This is a genomic window from Phyllobacterium sp. CCNWLW183 (assembly GCF_037203775.1).
Classification (GTDB): domain Bacteria; phylum Pseudomonadota; class Alphaproteobacteria; order Rhizobiales; family Rhizobiaceae; genus Phyllobacterium; species Phyllobacterium ifriqiyense.
Window position 1 is genome coordinate 280,372 of the sequence record NZ_JBBCBN010000003.1, and the last position, 14,565, is coordinate 294,936.

12 protein-coding genes are annotated in these 14,565 nt (G+C 53.3%); 7 read left to right on the forward strand and 5 right to left on the reverse strand.

Translation table 11 applies throughout. The annotated features are described in order from the left end of the window. The first annotated feature begins 72 nt into the window (after positions 1–72). The 6 genes from V9K95_RS09495 to V9K95_RS09520 are packed head-to-tail and all read left to right on the forward strand — an operon-like array spanning position 73 to position 8,681. The gene (locus V9K95_RS09495) at positions 73–1,962 is read left to right on the forward strand and encodes an extracellular solute-binding protein (RefSeq protein ID WP_442958552.1); all 1,890 of its coding nucleotides are present in this window, start codon (positions 73–75) and stop codon (positions 1,960–1,962) included. Continuing rightward, complete coding sequence (locus tag V9K95_RS09500) at positions 1,959–3,827, forward strand: extracellular solute-binding protein (protein WP_336440654.1); 1,869 nt, start codon at positions 1,959–1,961, stop codon at positions 3,825–3,827. Before V9K95_RS09495 ends, V9K95_RS09500 begins: the two co-directional genes overlap by 4 nt. A 30-nt stretch (positions 3,828–3,857) precedes the next feature. Continuing rightward, positions 3,858–4,961: a microcin C ABC transporter permease YejB gene (locus tag V9K95_RS09505; RefSeq protein ID WP_307282463.1), complete on the forward strand. Its 1,104-nt coding sequence runs from the start codon at positions 3,858–3,860 to the stop codon at positions 4,959–4,961. Continuing rightward, positions 4,961–6,097 (forward strand): ABC transporter permease, encoded by a 1,137-nt coding sequence (locus V9K95_RS09510; RefSeq protein WP_307282462.1) that lies wholly within the window; start codon positions 4,961–4,963, stop codon positions 6,095–6,097. Before V9K95_RS09505 ends, V9K95_RS09510 begins: the two co-directional genes overlap by 1 nt. Then, positions 6,094–7,725 (forward strand): ABC transporter ATP-binding protein, encoded by a 1,632-nt coding sequence (locus V9K95_RS09515; RefSeq protein ID WP_307282459.1) that lies wholly within the window; start codon positions 6,094–6,096, stop codon positions 7,723–7,725. Before V9K95_RS09510 ends, V9K95_RS09515 begins: the two co-directional genes overlap by 4 nt. After that, positions 7,722–8,681 (forward strand): 2-hydroxyacid dehydrogenase, encoded by a 960-nt coding sequence (locus V9K95_RS09520; protein WP_307282457.1) that lies wholly within the window; start codon positions 7,722–7,724, stop codon positions 8,679–8,681. The genes V9K95_RS09515 and V9K95_RS09520 overlap by 4 nt, the downstream gene beginning before the upstream one ends. Positions 8,682–8,860: 179 nt before the next feature. Here the strand turns inward: V9K95_RS09520 and V9K95_RS09525 are convergent, their stop codons facing one another. The 3 genes from V9K95_RS09525 to V9K95_RS09535 all read right to left on the reverse strand — a co-directional run bounded on the left by V9K95_RS09525 (position 8,861) and on the right by V9K95_RS09535 (position 11,511). Further along, positions 8,861–9,730: a C40 family peptidase gene (locus V9K95_RS09525; protein ID WP_336440655.1), complete on the reverse strand. Its 870-nt coding sequence runs from the start codon at positions 9,728–9,730 to the stop codon at positions 8,861–8,863. Continuing rightward, positions 9,727–10,074: a MarR family transcriptional regulator gene (locus V9K95_RS09530; protein ID WP_115051373.1), complete on the reverse strand. Its 348-nt coding sequence runs from the start codon at positions 10,072–10,074 to the stop codon at positions 9,727–9,729. The genes V9K95_RS09525 and V9K95_RS09530 overlap by 4 nt, the downstream gene beginning before the upstream one ends. Before the next feature lie 66 nt (positions 10,075–10,140). Further along, complete coding sequence (locus tag V9K95_RS09535; RefSeq protein ID WP_336440656.1) at positions 10,141–11,511, reverse strand: leucyl aminopeptidase family protein; 1,371 nt, start codon at positions 11,509–11,511, stop codon at positions 10,141–10,143. A gap of 123 nt (positions 11,512–11,634) precedes the next feature. Here V9K95_RS09535 and V9K95_RS09540 point away from each other — a divergent pair, with 123 nt between their 5' ends. Next, complete coding sequence (locus V9K95_RS09540; RefSeq protein ID WP_307282449.1) at positions 11,635–12,468, forward strand: tetratricopeptide repeat protein; 834 nt, start codon at positions 11,635–11,637, stop codon at positions 12,466–12,468. A 42-nt stretch (positions 12,469–12,510) separates the two neighbouring features. Here the strand turns inward: V9K95_RS09540 and V9K95_RS09545 are convergent, their stop codons facing one another. Both V9K95_RS09545 and V9K95_RS09550 read right to left on the reverse strand, forming a co-directional pair. Beyond that, entirely contained in the window at positions 12,511–13,536 is a 1,026-nt protein-coding gene (locus V9K95_RS09545) for a type II secretion system F family protein (RefSeq protein ID WP_336440657.1), read from the reverse strand. 15 nt (positions 13,537–13,551) lie between these two features. After that, the gene (locus tag V9K95_RS09550; RefSeq protein WP_336440658.1) at positions 13,552–14,565 is read right to left on the reverse strand and encodes a type II secretion system F family protein; all 1,014 of its coding nucleotides are present in this window, start codon (positions 14,563–14,565) and stop codon (positions 13,552–13,554) included.

Below are 14,565 nucleotides of genomic sequence, written 5' to 3' on the forward strand. Positions count from 1 at the left end.
TTTAAGCGAAGGCCTGTTCTCTGCCGCATTTTCTCTTAGACTGCCTGTCAGATAGAACTGTGGAGACCTGTTTTGAGATTTCGCCGCTTCGTTATCAGCCTTGCGCTGCTCGCTGCCACAACCCTTGGCACCCTTCAGATTGCACATGCTGCGGAACCGGAATGGCGTCATGCAACGAGTCTGACCGGTGAGCCCAAATACGGGCCTGACTTCAAGCATTATGATTATGTAAACCCCGACGCACCCAAAGGCGGTACGCTGAATAATATTGCCCAAGGTTCATTCGACAGCCTCAATCCATTTGTGATTCAGGGAGAGTCTGCTGCAGGGCTTCCACCCACTGGTAATCCTATCGGCGGCGGAATTCTGTATGATACACTCTTAAGTCAGGCACTTGATCAGCCAGGCACCAATTATGGACTAGTCGCAGAGGCGGTTGCTTATCCAGATGACTTTTCATGGGTCAAGTTTCGTCTAAACCCTGCTGCAAAATGGCATGACGGGCAGCCAATAACAGCAGAAGATGTGATTTGGTCCTTTGAAACCTTAAAACGGCAAACGCCACTGTATAATAAGTACTATCACGATGTGACAAAGGCGGAAAAAACCGGCGAACGGGAAGTCACATTTACTTTTGCTATTTCGGGCAATCGCGAACTTCCGAACATTATGGGAGACTTCCCCATCCTGCCAAAACATTGGTGGGAGGGCACAGACAAGAACGGAAACAAGCGGGATTTTAGCAAACCCACAACGGAAATCCCACTTGGCTCGGCTGCCTATAAAATCGAAAGCGTTGACTTTGGGAAATCGATCGTATGGAGCCGCGTTCCCGATTATTGGGGTAAAGACCTTCCTGTCGAGGTAGGCCGAAACAATTTTGATCGAATCCGGTACGAATACTTCCGGGACGGGAATGCTGCCTGGGAAGGCTTCAAAAAGGGCGGTCTGCAGGATTATCGCAGCGAACCCAGCATCAGCCGCTGGATGCGGGAGTATGACTTTCCGGCGTTCAATCGTGGTGACGTTGTCAAAAAGGTCTTCCCCGAACGATCCCTCGGACGAATGCAGGGTTTCTTGATCAATACCCGGCGCGAAAAATTCAAGGATATCAGGGTGAGGCAGGCACTCAACTTTGCTTTCGACTTTGAAACCATGAGCAAGAATATGTTCTATGGGCAATATAAGCGGATCAACAGCTATTTCGCTGGATCGGAACTTGCTTCCAGTGGTCTTCCTCAGGGAAAAGAGCTGGAAATACTGCAAACTGTAAAGGGTGAAGTTCCCGAACAAGTCTTTACACAGGAATTCAAGAATCCCGTTTCTGACACGCCTCAGGCATTGCGCGAAAACCTGCGGAATGCAGTTAACCTGCTGCGCGAAGCGGGGTATGAGAACAAGGACGGAAAACTGGTTAATACGAAAACCGGAGAGCAGCTCACCATTGAATTTCTTGGCTCTGACCCTCGCGATGAGCGAACAGTAGGGCCTTTTATGGCCAATTTGCGTAAATTGGGCATTGATGCTCGGCTAAGACCAGTCGACTCAGCGCAATATGTGGCAAGAATCAATGACTTTGACTACGATATTCTTGGCATAATGGGGATGGCTCAGAGCCTTTCTCCCGGCAATGAACAACGGGATTTCTGGAGTTCAAGCACCGCTGATACTCCAGGTAGCCGCAATTATATGGGCATCAAGAATCCAGCCATCGACAAGCTCATTGATAAAGTCATCCTTGCGAAGGATCGCGATGAACTTGTGGCCGCCACCCACGCACTCGACCGCGTGCTTTTATGGAACTACTACGTCGTTCCCCAGTGGTATGACGACCGCACAAAGATTGCTTACTGGAACAAGTTTGGCATGCCTGACAAACAGCCCGAATACGTGGGCGTGGACCCCTTTTCATGGTGGATTGATACTGCCAAGGAGCAGGCATTAAAGGCTCGTTTTCAATGACGAGATTTAACCGCCGCGAACTTATGAAGCTTTCGGGCGCTGCAATGCTCACTGCCATGGCTCCAAAATTGGCCTTGGCAGATGTGCAGACGGACGTTCCGCTTCATGGCCTCTCTGCGTTTGGCGAGTTGAAATACCCGAAGGATTTTACGCATTTTGACTATGCCAGTCCCGATGCGCCCAAGGGCGGAACCTTCGCTTTTTCGCCCAATACGTGGGTTTTTAATCAGTCGCCCCAAACCTTCAATACGCTCAATACGTTCTCGAACAAGGGAGATGCTCCGCCCCGTATGGAACTCTGTTTCGATACGCTGATGGCATCTGCACTGGACGAACCGGACTCGATTTATGGTCTGGTGGCAGAAACAGTTACCGTTTCCGCCGATCGCAATAGCTTCACCTTCAAACTGCGGCAGGAAGCCCGCTTCCATGACGGCTCGCCAATCACTGCGGAAGATGTTGTTTTCAGCTTTGAAACCCTCAAGGACAAAGGGCATCCCCAACTCCGTCTGGTTCTGACGGAGTTGAGCAAAATTGCTGCACTGGACGCGCATACCGTGCAGCTGATTTTTTCAGGCAAGCATTCTGACCGTGCGATACTCGATATTGCCTCAATACCTATTTTTTCCCAAAAATGGTACGCCACCCGCGACTTTGCGGCATCAACAATGGAACCGCCGCTTGGCTCGGGGGCATATCGTGTTGGCCGTGTCGCTCCTGGCCAAACCATAGAGTATGAACGCGTGGCGGATTATTGGGCCAAGGACCTGAATGTACAGCGCGGTCAAAACCACTTTGATCGTATTAAAATTGATTTCTACCGGGAGCGCCAACCGGAATTCGAGGCTTTCAAAAAAGGCGATATTTTCTGGCGATATGAAGCAACCGCAAAAACATGGGCGACAGAGTACAATTTCCCTGCGGTACAACAGAAACGTGTCATTAAACGCAAGTTTACAACGGAAAAGCGCCCGCAATTGCAGGCTTGGGCCATTAATCAGCGCCGCGAGCATTTCCGCGCGCCCCAGGTACGCGAAGCTATTGCACTGTGCTTTGATTTTGAGTGGACCCAGAAAAATCTTTTCTATGGTGCATATGAGCGCTCCCATTCAGTGTTTGAGCAATCGGATTTCCGGGCAAGCGGAAAGCCCTCTGCGGAAGAACTCGCCATTCTGGAGCCTTTTCGTGACAGGCTGCCCGAGGCCATATTCGGCGATGCATTGTTGCAAACACCTTCTGATGGCAGCGGGCGTGACCGCAAAAACTTGAAGCGTGCATCCGACCTTTTAAATCAGGCGGGATTCAAACGGGATGGTGACAAGTTGGTGGATGCGCAAGGCCGACCGCTCAATCTTGAACTCTTGATTTATGCTGAAGTCTTCACCCGCAGTTACTCACCTTTCGTAAACAATCTGAAGGCCTTGGGCATCAACGCCTATCTGCGCTTGGCCGATCCCGCGCAATATCAAAGCCGCATTCAGAATTTTGATTTCGACATGATCGGTATGGCGGTGCAACTCTCCCCTACGCCAACACGAGAATCACTGGAGGAGATATTCGGCTCCAAGGGCAGGGATATCCCGGGTTCGTATAATTTTCCCGGCACAGCCGATCCGGTTGTCGATGCGCTTATCGCTAAAGTGAGCGATGCAAAAACGCGTGACGAGCTGGTTTCGCTATTGCGGGTTTTAGATCGGCTCTTGCGTATCAGGCGTGATTGGATTCCAAACTGGTACTCAGCGAATCATCCGATCGCCTATTGGGACATGTTCGGCTTCAAGGAGCCCAAACCCGATTATGGTTTCCCGGTTGAAACGCTGTGGTGGTTCGACGAAGCAAAGGCGAAGGCAATTGGCAAAGTTTGATGGACTGAAAGCGATGAGAGGGCGCCCCTGATGGGAGCCTATGTTCTGCGACGCCTTCTGCTGATGATACCGACATTGTTCGGCATTTTGCTTGTCTGCTTCGTCATCGTGCAATTCGTACCCGGTGGGCCGGTTGAGCGTATTATCAGCCAACTGACCGGACAGGGCGGCAATGCCATGGACCGCATCAGCGGTGGCGGCGGCGATATTGGCCAGGCTCAGGATCAGCTTGGGACGGGATTGGGCAACTCCAAATATCGCGGCGCACAGGGTCTCGACCCGGCCTTTATCGCCAGTCTTGAGAAACAATTTGGTCTTGATAAGCCGCCATTGGAGCGCTTCGGCCTTCTGGTCTGGAATTATATCCGCTTCGATTTCGGGCGAAGCTATTTCCGCGATATAAGTGTGATCGAGCTGATAAAGGAAAAACTGCCGGTCTCCATATCGCTTGGTTTGTGGACGACCCTGCTGTCCTACATGATTTCAATACCCTTGGGCATTCGCAAGGCCATCAAAGACGGATCATCCTTCGATATCTGGACCAGCGGAATTATCATCATTGGCTATGCGATTCCCGGCTTCCTGTTCGGTATCATGCTCATCGTGTTTTTTGCAGGCGGCTCGTTCTTTGATTGGTTTCCGCTGCGCGGCTTGACCTCAAATAATTTTAGCCAGCTATCCGGGTTTGAGAAGATCGTGGATTACGCCTGGCACCTTGTTCTGCCTTTGACAGCGATACTCCTGTCGGCCTTTGCCACAACGACCTTGCTGACCAAGAACTCGTTTCTTGATGAAATACGCAAACAATATGTGACCACAGCGCGCGCAAAGGGGCTTTCAGAACGAAAAATCCTTTATGGCCATGTTTTCCGCAATGCCATGCTGATCGTGATCTCCGGATTTCCCAGCGCCTTCATATCCATCTTCTTCACAGGTCAGCTGCTTATAGAGGCTATCTTCTCTCTCGATGGCCTTGGCCTTCTTGGCTATGAGTCGATCCTCAACCGCGATTATCCCGTGGTTATAGCCACCGTGTATATTTTTGCCCTTATCGGCATTCTCATGACCCTTTTATCTGACCTGCTTTACACTTGGATTGACCCGCGCATCGACTTTGAGCGGAGGGACGTGTGATGACCGATATCGTCGGAACCGCTCCCGCCTCCGTGAAGCGACCGCGCCTTTCGCCGCTCAATGCGCGACGCTGGCAAAACTTCAAGGCAAACCGGCGCGGCTGGTGGGCGCTTTGGATTTTCCTTTTCCTGTTTGCTGTCTCGCTCTGTGCGGAACTTGTTGCCAATGACAAGCCGATCATCGTCTCCTACAAAGGCGAGATTCTCTTTCCAGTTCTGGTCGATTACCCAGAAGAAAAGTTCAACGGCTTTTATGCGGTTACGGATTACCGCGATCCGGTCATTCAGGATGAGATCAATGCCAATGGCTGGGCCATCTGGCCGCCGGTGCGCTACTCCTACAGGACAGTCAATAATGAACTGCCGGAAACCGCGCCTTCAAAGCCCTTCTGGCTCTATACGCCTGAAGAGCGTTGCAATCGTTATGCGCTCGGCGTCAATGATCCCAATTGCACTTTCGGCAATATGAATATTCTCGGGACGGACGATCAGGCCCGCGATGTCTTTGCCCGGGCACTTTATGGCTTTCGCATTTCTGTGCTGTTCGGCCTTATCCTGACCGCCTGCTCCGCGGTCATTGGTGTTACTGCGGGCGCACTGCAAGGCTATTTCGGTGGCTGGGTCGATCTTATCGCCCAGCGTTTCATCGAAATCTGGTCTTCGGTACCCACGCTCTACCTCCTGCTTATCATGTCATCCATATTGCCTCCCGGCTTCTGGATTTTGCTCGGTATCCTGCTGCTATTTTCCTGGGTCAGCTTTGTTGGCATTGTCCGTGCCGAATTTTTGCGCGCCCGTAATTTCGAATATGTGAACGCAGCGCGTGCGCTTGGCGTCCCCGACCGGACAATCATGTTCCGTCACCTTCTGCCCAATGCCATGGTGACGACACTGACCTTCCTGCCCTTCATCCTCAATGGATCAATCACCACATTGACCTCGTTGGATTTTCTCGGTTTCGGCCTGCCTCCGGGCTCGGCATCGCTTGGCGAGCTGCTCGCACAAGGCAAGAACAATCTGCAGGCTCCCTGGCTGGGCATTACTGGCTTCGCCGTGATTTCGTTGATGTTGTCACTGCTGATCTTTGTCGGTGAGGCAACACGTGACGCCTTTGATCCACGCAAGGCTTTCAAATGACCAAAGCTCCCCTCCTCTCTGTCCGCGATCTCTCCGTTGCCTTCACGCAAAACGGGCGGGAAACGCTCGCGGTTGATCATATTTCTTTCGATATTGCTGAGGGTGAGACGGTCGCTCTGGTTGGCGAATCCGGTTCGGGTAAATCCGTCTCGGCCCTTTCAGTGCTGAAGCTTCTGCCCTACCCGCCTGCTTCGCATCCTTCAGGCCAGATTCTGTTCAATGGCGAGGATTTACTCGACAAGGATGAAACTGACCTGCGCCGTGTGCGCGGCAATGACATTACGATGATCTTCCAGGAGCCGATGACCTCGCTCAATCCGCTCCACACGATTGAGAAGCAGATCGTTGAAGTTCTCAAGCTGCATCAGGGCATGCGTGATCAGGCTGCGCGCAAGCGCACTCTGGAATTGCTTGAAGAGGTTGGCATCCGCGACCCTGAAAAGCGTCTGGACGCCTATCCGCACCAACTTTCCGGCGGGCAGAGGCAGCGCGTCATGATTGCCATGGCTCTCGCCAATAAGCCAAAGCTTTTGATCGCCGATGAACCGACAACGGCACTTGACGTGACCGTGCAGGCGCAAATTCTCAAACTCCTTGCGGAGCTGAAATCTGCGCAGGGCATGTCGATGCTCTTCATCACCCATGATCTTGGCATTGTCCGCAAGATCGCGGATCGCGTCTGCGTCATGACGGGCGGCAAGATCGTCGAGACAGGACCAACCAAGGAAATTTTCGACAATCCTCAACACGCCTATACCAAGCATCTGCTTGCAGCCGAACCGAAAGGCAATCCGCCTTCGGCTGATCTTTCGGCTGAGCCTGTCATGCGCGGCGAGAATATGAAGGTCTGGTTTCCTATCAAGCAGGGCTTTTTCCGCCGCACAATCGACCATGTGAAGGCCGTTGACGGCATCGACGTGACCATTCGCGCCGGTCAGACATTGGGCGTCGTGGGCGAATCCGGTTCCGGCAAGACCACGCTCGGCCTTGCCCTGTCACGCATGATTTCTTCGGAAGGTGTCATCCGTTTCGGCGAAAAGGATATCAACCAGTTTTCCTTCAAACAGATGCGTCCCTTGCGGCGCGAAATGCAGATCGTGTTTCAGGACCCGTTCGGCTCGCTATCGCCGCGCATGTCCATCGCAGAGATTATCGCAGAAGGTTTGAAGGTTCATGAGCCGAAACTTTCTGCCGATGAACGCGATGCGCGCGTCGTGACTGCTCTTAAGGAAGTGAACCTTGATCCGGAAAATCGTTTCCGCTATCCGCACGAATTTTCCGGTGGTCAGCGCCAGCGCATCGCCATTGCGCGCGCCATGGTGCTTAACCCGCGTTTCGTCATGCTGGACGAGCCCACATCTGCGCTCGACATGAGCGTCCAGGCACAGGTTGTCGATCTTTTGCGTTCATTGCAGCAGAAGCATAATCTGGCGTATCTTTTCATCAGCCATGATTTGAAAGTTGTCAGGGCGCTTGCCAATGATGTTCTCGTGATGCGCAATGGCAAGGCGGTGGAATATGGACCATCGGAGGAAATCTTCGCACGTCCGAAGACAGATTATACAAAAGCCCTGATGGCCGCGGCCTTCAGGATAGAAACGGCCGAACAGGGAGCGGTTAGCGAATGACAAGCTTGGAGAGTGATAAGATCCTGCTGGCGGTAACCGGCTGGGACCCGGAGGTTTGGCAGACGGAATTCGCTAAATCAGCGCCCAAGCGCAAACTCGTGCTTGATAGTGAAGCTGACAAGAATGATGTTCGCTATGCACTTGTCTGGAAACAGCGCCCCGGTTCGCTGATGAATCTGCCCAAGCTCGAAGTGATTTTCTCATTGGGTGCAGGCGTCGATCATGTGTTTCATGACACGCAAATCCCTGATGTTCCAATCGTCCGTATTGTCTCGCCTGATCTTACCATGCGCATGAGCGAATATGTGGTCTGGCAGGTGTTGGACCATCACCGTCTTGGTCTTCGCTACCGCGAGCAGCAAAAGCAGCGCGTGTGGCATGAAGATCGGCGCCAGCCAGCCGCTCATGAAGTGAATGTGGGCATTCTCGGTCTTGGTGTGCTTGGACGTGACGCCGCTCAAAAGCTTCGCACGCTCGGGTTCCGCGTCAGTGGCTGGAGCCGCCGCCTGCAAACCATCGAAGGGGTTACAACCCATTATGGCAAGGATGGATTGAAGGATTTTCTCAAGGATGTAGATATTCTTGTCTGCCTGCTTCCCTTGACGCCGGACACGAAGAACATCCTGTCGATGAACATATTTGCGCAGCTGAAGCCGGAAGGCCCTCTCGGCGCGCCTGTCCTTATCAATGCCGGACGCGGCGGCCTGCAAAATGAGGCGGATATTCTGGCAGCGCTTGATCGCGGCATGCTCTCTGCCGTGACCCTCGACGTGTTCAACAAGGAACCATTGCCGAAGGACAGTCCTCTCTGGACTCATCCGCAGGTCATTGTCACACCGCATGCAGCTGCAAGTTCAAGCCCGCAAGCACTGGTGCCTGAAATCGTCGCCCAGATCGAATCCTATGAGCGCGGTGAGCCTTTAAAGAACATTGTCGATAAGGCTGCTCAATACTAAGCTTGCATAATCAATGGTGCGTGGTTCGACAGGGCTCACCATGAGGAATGTGGGCTGGTTGCAACGACAATCGCAATTTAACGCGCTATGTTCCTGCAAGGAACCACCTCCCTCATGGTGAGCTATCCTGAGCTAGTCGAAGGGCGAACCACGCAAAGTTCTATTTGCCACCAATATTCTTACAACCGCCGAACAGCTGTTGGCTTCCCATACAAATAAGCGATGCGCTCGATAGCATCGGGCAAGGGTTCCAGCGTAACGCTCATTGTATGGCCGCTTGCGTGAAGCAGCGTGGAATGGCTGGCCATGATGCCCACATGGCCTTTCCAGAATACGAAATCACCGCGCTTGAGATTCTTGTAATGTTCATCGGGCTCAATCAATTCACCGACAGATCCCTCCTGCAAGTCCGTGTCCCGCAAAGCGCCTTGACCGGTCATCAACAGAGACAGTTGCACCAGACCTGAGCAATCAATGCCAAAGCCGGAAACGCCTCCCCAAAGATAGGGCGTGTGCATAAGGCTTTCGGCCACGGCAACATGGTCCTGTGCCACTTCATCAATAGGCACGAGATGCTTGGCAATGACCGCCTCACCGCTTGGCAGCATGGCGTAAAGCGTGCCGCGACGCTCCTGCCCGCCAGTGATTGTCACGAGGGAACCCATCGATAAGGCACGGGATCGCGGATAACGCAGATCGGAGCCGACATAAACGAATGTACGGGGAGCAATGACAATATGCGTCGCTTCATCGGCGCGGCGATCAAGCGATGTATCCACCACATAACCGACATAACCATCGCGCTCGTTCTGCACCCAGCACCAGCCATTATCGTCTTCGAAAACAATGACGTCATCGCCGTAAAGAAACTGCGTTGTCATGCCTGCATCGCCGCGCGGCTCGGAACGGACATCCACCACAGGGTCGGCGATGCGCATCGGCTTGCCTTCGACGAAGCGCTCAGCCTCGACAAGCCCGCGCAGACTTTCGTCGGCAAGATCAGGCCTATATGCATTCAGCCGCTTGTCGAGTTTCTCGGGTGATTTCAAAGTGGCAATCCTCTCGCTTTGGCGATCACAAGATCACCGAGCCTTTCAACATAGAGCGCACCTTTTACTGTTCTCTTGACGAGAACGTTGCGCTTGTCCTTTTCGTCACGGTGACGATCAACCAAACCATAGGCGCCCATTGTGTCGAGAGCACGGGTGATGACCGGTTTTGTTACGGCCAGCTTTGCAGCCATCGCGCGGATCGTGTGCGGCGGCGGCTCCAGATAGATCGTAAGCAGGATTGCAAGCTGGCGCATGGTCAGATCATGGGCGTCATCACGCACTTCTGAAAGGGCGATTTCCTTCCACAATGTCAGCGCCTGCAAGGGCTTGAGTTCAAGCATAAACGGCTTCCGCAATCATTTCGGTTCCGTTCCATTCTACTCTGTCACATTTGCGATGCAAGCCGCTCAACTTGCTGGATAGCGTTCTTTCAAAAGACGGTAAAGCGCCCTTATGGCTTGGGCCTCTCCGCCAATGGGTGAATGCGCTTTCTCTACCGGGTTCCAACCAAATATATCGAAATGAGCCCAAGTCTTCGTCCTGGTTACAAAGCGCTGCAGGAACAAGGCGGCCGTAATCGAGCCGGCAAACCCATCCGTGGTGACATTGTTCATGTCCGCGACACGCGAAGAAAGCTTGGCCTCGTAAGGTGTCCAAAGCGGCATGCGCCAAACCGGATCGGCAACGGCGGTTGCACTGGCAGCCACGTCCCAGGCAAAAGCATCATCGTTGGAGTAAAATGGCGGCAGGTCGGGTCCAAGCGCCACACGTGCAGCACCGGTCAACGTCGCCATGTCGATGAGAATCTCAGGCTCTTCTTCATCGGCAAGCGCCAGCGCGTCGGCCAGAACCAGCCGGCCCTCTGCATCAGTATTGCCAATTTCTACCGTCAACCCCTTGCGGCTGGTCAGCACGTCGCTCGGCCTGAAAGCATTGGCAGCTATCGAATTTTCAACAGCCGGTATTAACAGGCGCAGGCGCACCGGCAATTTCGCGTCCATGATGAGTTGCGCAAGCGCCAGTACATTGGCTGCGCCGCCCATATCCTTTTTCATCAGAAGCATGCTGCTGGCTGGTTTGATATCCAGACCGCCCGTATCGAAACAGACGCCCTTTCCTACCAGCGTTACTTTCGGCGCGTTCTTTTTTCCCCATTCCAGATCAATCAGCCGGGGTTCTTCGCTGCCAGCGCGCCCTACCGCATGGATCATAGGAAAGTTCTTCTTCAACAGGGCATCGCCCTTTACGACATTGACCGAGGCTTTATGCTCGTCGGCCACATCGCGGACTGCAGTTTCAAGCGCAACCGGCCCCATATCATTGGTTGGCGTATTGATGAGATCGCGCGCGAGAGCGACTGCCTTGGCCAAGCGCTTTACATCCGCCTTGTCCGCGCCTTCGGGCAGCGTCAGGCTGATGCTTGTCTTGTCCTTTTTGGTGTAGCGGGTGAACTTGTATCCTCCAAGAAGGAAGCTCAAAGCTGTCAAATCAGGTTCGTTAACAGCGCCTGCAATATGCCAGGCCCCTTCCGGCAAAGCCGTTGCAAGTTTCCCCGCTGCAAGTCGATTTTCGTCCTTACCCAAACCGAAGAGCGCACCAGCAATTTCGCCGTTCACGCCAGGAACCGTCAACACACGTCCAGCCTGTCCTTCAAAGCCATTTGCTTTTGCCCAGCTGAGTGTTGCGCTTTCAAGACCGGCTGTTTCCAACTCGCCCTTGCGTACAAACCATATGGGTTTGCTGTCACGCGACTTTCTCGCTGTAATTTCGGCGGCCATGGGTTTCTCCTGATCAAACTTCTGCATCCCGGATCGACGTTGTTAAGAGTCCATTAGGGTTAACAGATTATTTCTTTCATACGGGAATGAGTCGCAGACGATAAACTGCGCGTGGGGCAAATTATGACAGGTCCAGCTTTTATTCAACGTAAGCGCAGTTTCATTTTGTCAGTAGCGTTAATCGCTCTGGCGAGCGGCATATCCGGGTGTTCCACCACGGATAAAACGACGACCGGTTCCATAAGTCCGGCGGCCAGCAATTCACCCACAATGCCAGCCGGCAATTTCGACCAGATGAACCAGCAACAATTGATGCAGGCATCGACTAGTCTTGGAACACGCTATCAAGGCAATCCGAAAGATAAAGCGACTGCAATCAATTATGCCACTGTCCTTCGCATGACAAATCGTAGCGATCAGGCATTGGCTGTCATGCGCAGTCTTGCCATCGCCTATCCCAAAGATCGCGATGTTCTGGCGGCCTATGGCAAGGCACTGGCGAGCAGTGGCCAGTTTGAAGCCGCGCTGGACTCTTTGCGCCGGGCGCAAACACCGGAATATCCGGACTGGAGATTGCTATCGGCTGAAGGCGCAATCCTCGACCAGCTCGGCAAGACTGGAGAAGCGCGTGACCTCTACCGCAAGGCCTTGCAGGTCAAGCCCGATGAAGCTTCCATCCTTTCCAACATGGGGATGTCCTACGTTCTCTCGGGCGAGCTGAGTACAGCTGAAACCTATATGCGTAAGGCAGTTGGTGCACCGGGTTCGGATAGCCGTGTTCGCCAAAACCTCGCGCTTGTTGTCGGCTTGCAGGGTCGCTTCGATGAAGCCGAACAGATTGCCAGTCAGGAGCTTTCCGCCCAGCAGGCAAAAACAAATGTTCAGTATTTACGGTCCATGCTCTCGCAGCAGAATTCATGGAACATGCTCAAGGACAAGAAGTCACCGAAAGGCTGATCGTCTGATCTGCGACCTCCGGGTATATAGCGGCTTCAACCGCTATTTCGCTGTGGCGTGACCGAAAATGCCGCCTTGCGCGTTGATCTGGATGATTGCCGGGCCAAGAATGACGCAGAACAATACCGGCAAAAGAAACACGATCATGGGCACCGTAAGCTTCGGCGGCAATGCGGCTGCCTTCTTCTCCGCAGCCATCAATCGCATTTCGCGGCTTTCATCTGAAAGCACCCGCAGCGCTCCACCAATCGATGTGCCATAGCGTTCAGATTGTGTCAGCGCCTGCACCACCGATTTGACCGTTTCCAGCCCGGTACGCAGGGCCAGGTTTTCATAGGCCTGACGACGCTCAGACAGAAATGATAGCTCCGCATTGGTCAGAACAAGTTCCTCGGCAAGCTCAGCAGATTGCACGCCAATCTCCTCCGATACTTTTTTGAATGCCGCCTCAATCGACATACCGGATTCGACGCAGATTAACAGAAGATCAAGCGCATCCGGCCATGCGGCCTGTATCGCTGTCTGACGTTTGGTTCCGGCATTCTTCACGTAGAGATTGGGCAAATAGAAGCCGACATAGGCCCCGGCGAAACATGCGGCCATCCGGACAAATGTGTTCTGATGGGCAAGCCCCCCCATCGCGAATATCCAGAATGCAGCAATTCCGAGCGTCAGGAAAGGCAAGCCAAAACGGGCCGCGAGAAAAATGTTGAGAGCATTTTGCCCGCGAAAGCCAGCAATCCGCAGTGCCCCTGCGGTTTTCTCATCCGCCAGGGCACGTTGAAGATCAAGTCGTTCCACGAATTGGCGAATGCCTTCCCGCTCAACCCGGCGTAGAGAATTCGAAGAGCTTTTCCGCTTGCTATCGCTTTCTGTCGCCAATCGCGCTCGTTCGCGCGTGCGGATCTGATCCCGTTCCAGTGCAACGGACTTCATTCTCGATTTTAGCGTGGAGCCAGAAAACACCGGCATGAGCAGCGTCACGATTGTCCCGAAAATGGACACTGCCACCAAAACAGCAAAAATGAAGGCTGGATCGTGAATGGCTTTGGTGAAGGTGTTGATCATGGCATACCCACGCTACTAGAATTTGAAGTTGATCATCTTTTTCATGATCATGATGCCAATCGACATCCACGTCCCTGCACATGCCAGAACGAAATTCCCGCTGGAAGTTGTGAAAAGGATCATAATGTAATCGGGGCTTGTCAGATAGACCAGCGCGGCGACAACAAAGGGCAATGCGCCAATAATATAAGCAGAGGCTTTCGCTTCCATTGAAAGCGCCTGTACCTTGGCCGCCATCTTCTTGCGATCGCGCAAAACCCGCGAAAGATTGCCCAGCGCTTCTGAAAGATTGCCACCGGCCTGTGATTGTATCTGGATGACGATGCCGAAGAAGCTTGCTTCCGAACAGGGCATATATTCTGACATGCGCATAGCGGCATCCGGGATGCTTATCCCCACCTGCTGCTGGTCGACGATGCGCCGGAATTCGGTCTTCACCGGCTCGTGCGCCTCCTGCGCAATAAGCCGGATACCATCATTCAAGGGCAGGCCCGAACGAATAGCTCGGACAATAACGTCGATGGCGTTCGGAAATTCATGCAAGAATGCCTTGATCCGCCGGCCACGACGAAAATAGACATACCAGCGTGGCAAGCCCACTGTTCCGGCAATGAAAAGCCCGGGCAGCAGATAAAGCGGCGAGCCAAAGAGCAGCCCCAGCACCGCAACGACGAGTCCGGCTATCGCTGAATAAAGATAGAAACGCGATGGAGACACGCGCATGCCCGCCTGCTGAATAAGCATTTTCAGCGGAGGTGACTTGATATTCTTGTCGCGCAATTTCTGGCGCTGCTCGATATCTTTCAGCGTATCTTGAACTGACTTGCGACGCTTGTTCGCCTCGGCCTGCTTGTCACGTATGGCGAACTTGCCAAAAGACTCGGCATTGGCCAATTTGATCGTGCTGAGACGTTCCTCGGTTTTCTTCTGACGCGCCATCGAGTCAAAGAGGAAGACATAGGCCAAGGCAGCAAAAGTGAATGCCACCAGACCGATGAAGGCCAGCTGTGTCAGATCAAGCCCGGCCAT

Coding starts and splice junctions, on each gene's coding strand:
- V9K95_RS09530 (WP_115051373.1), bottom strand. CDS start 10,074: ATGCTTGAACTCAAGCCCTTGCAGGCGCTGACATTGTGGAAGGAAATC.
- V9K95_RS09500 (WP_336440654.1), top strand. CDS start 1,959: ATGACGAGATTTAACCGCCGCGAACTTATGAAGCTTTCGGGCGCTGCA.
- V9K95_RS09545 (WP_336440657.1), bottom strand. CDS start 13,536: ATGATCAACACCTTCACCAAAGCCATTCACGATCCAGCCTTCATTTTT.
- V9K95_RS09510 (WP_307282462.1), top strand. CDS start 4,961: ATGACCGATATCGTCGGAACCGCTCCCGCCTCCGTGAAGCGACCGCGC.
- V9K95_RS09535 (WP_336440656.1), bottom strand. CDS start 11,511: ATGGCCGCCGAAATTACAGCGAGAAAGTCGCGTGACAGCAAACCCATA.
- V9K95_RS09505 (WP_307282463.1), top strand. CDS start 3,858: ATGGGAGCCTATGTTCTGCGACGCCTTCTGCTGATGATACCGACATTG.
- V9K95_RS09520 (WP_307282457.1), top strand. CDS start 7,722: ATGACAAGCTTGGAGAGTGATAAGATCCTGCTGGCGGTAACCGGCTGG.
- V9K95_RS09515 (WP_307282459.1), top strand. CDS start 6,094: ATGACCAAAGCTCCCCTCCTCTCTGTCCGCGATCTCTCCGTTGCCTTC.
- V9K95_RS09540 (WP_307282449.1), top strand. CDS start 11,635: ATGACAGGTCCAGCTTTTATTCAACGTAAGCGCAGTTTCATTTTGTCA.
- V9K95_RS09550 (WP_336440658.1), bottom strand. CDS start 14,565: ATGGCCGGGCTTGATCTGACACAGCTGGCCTTCATCGGTCTGGTGGCA.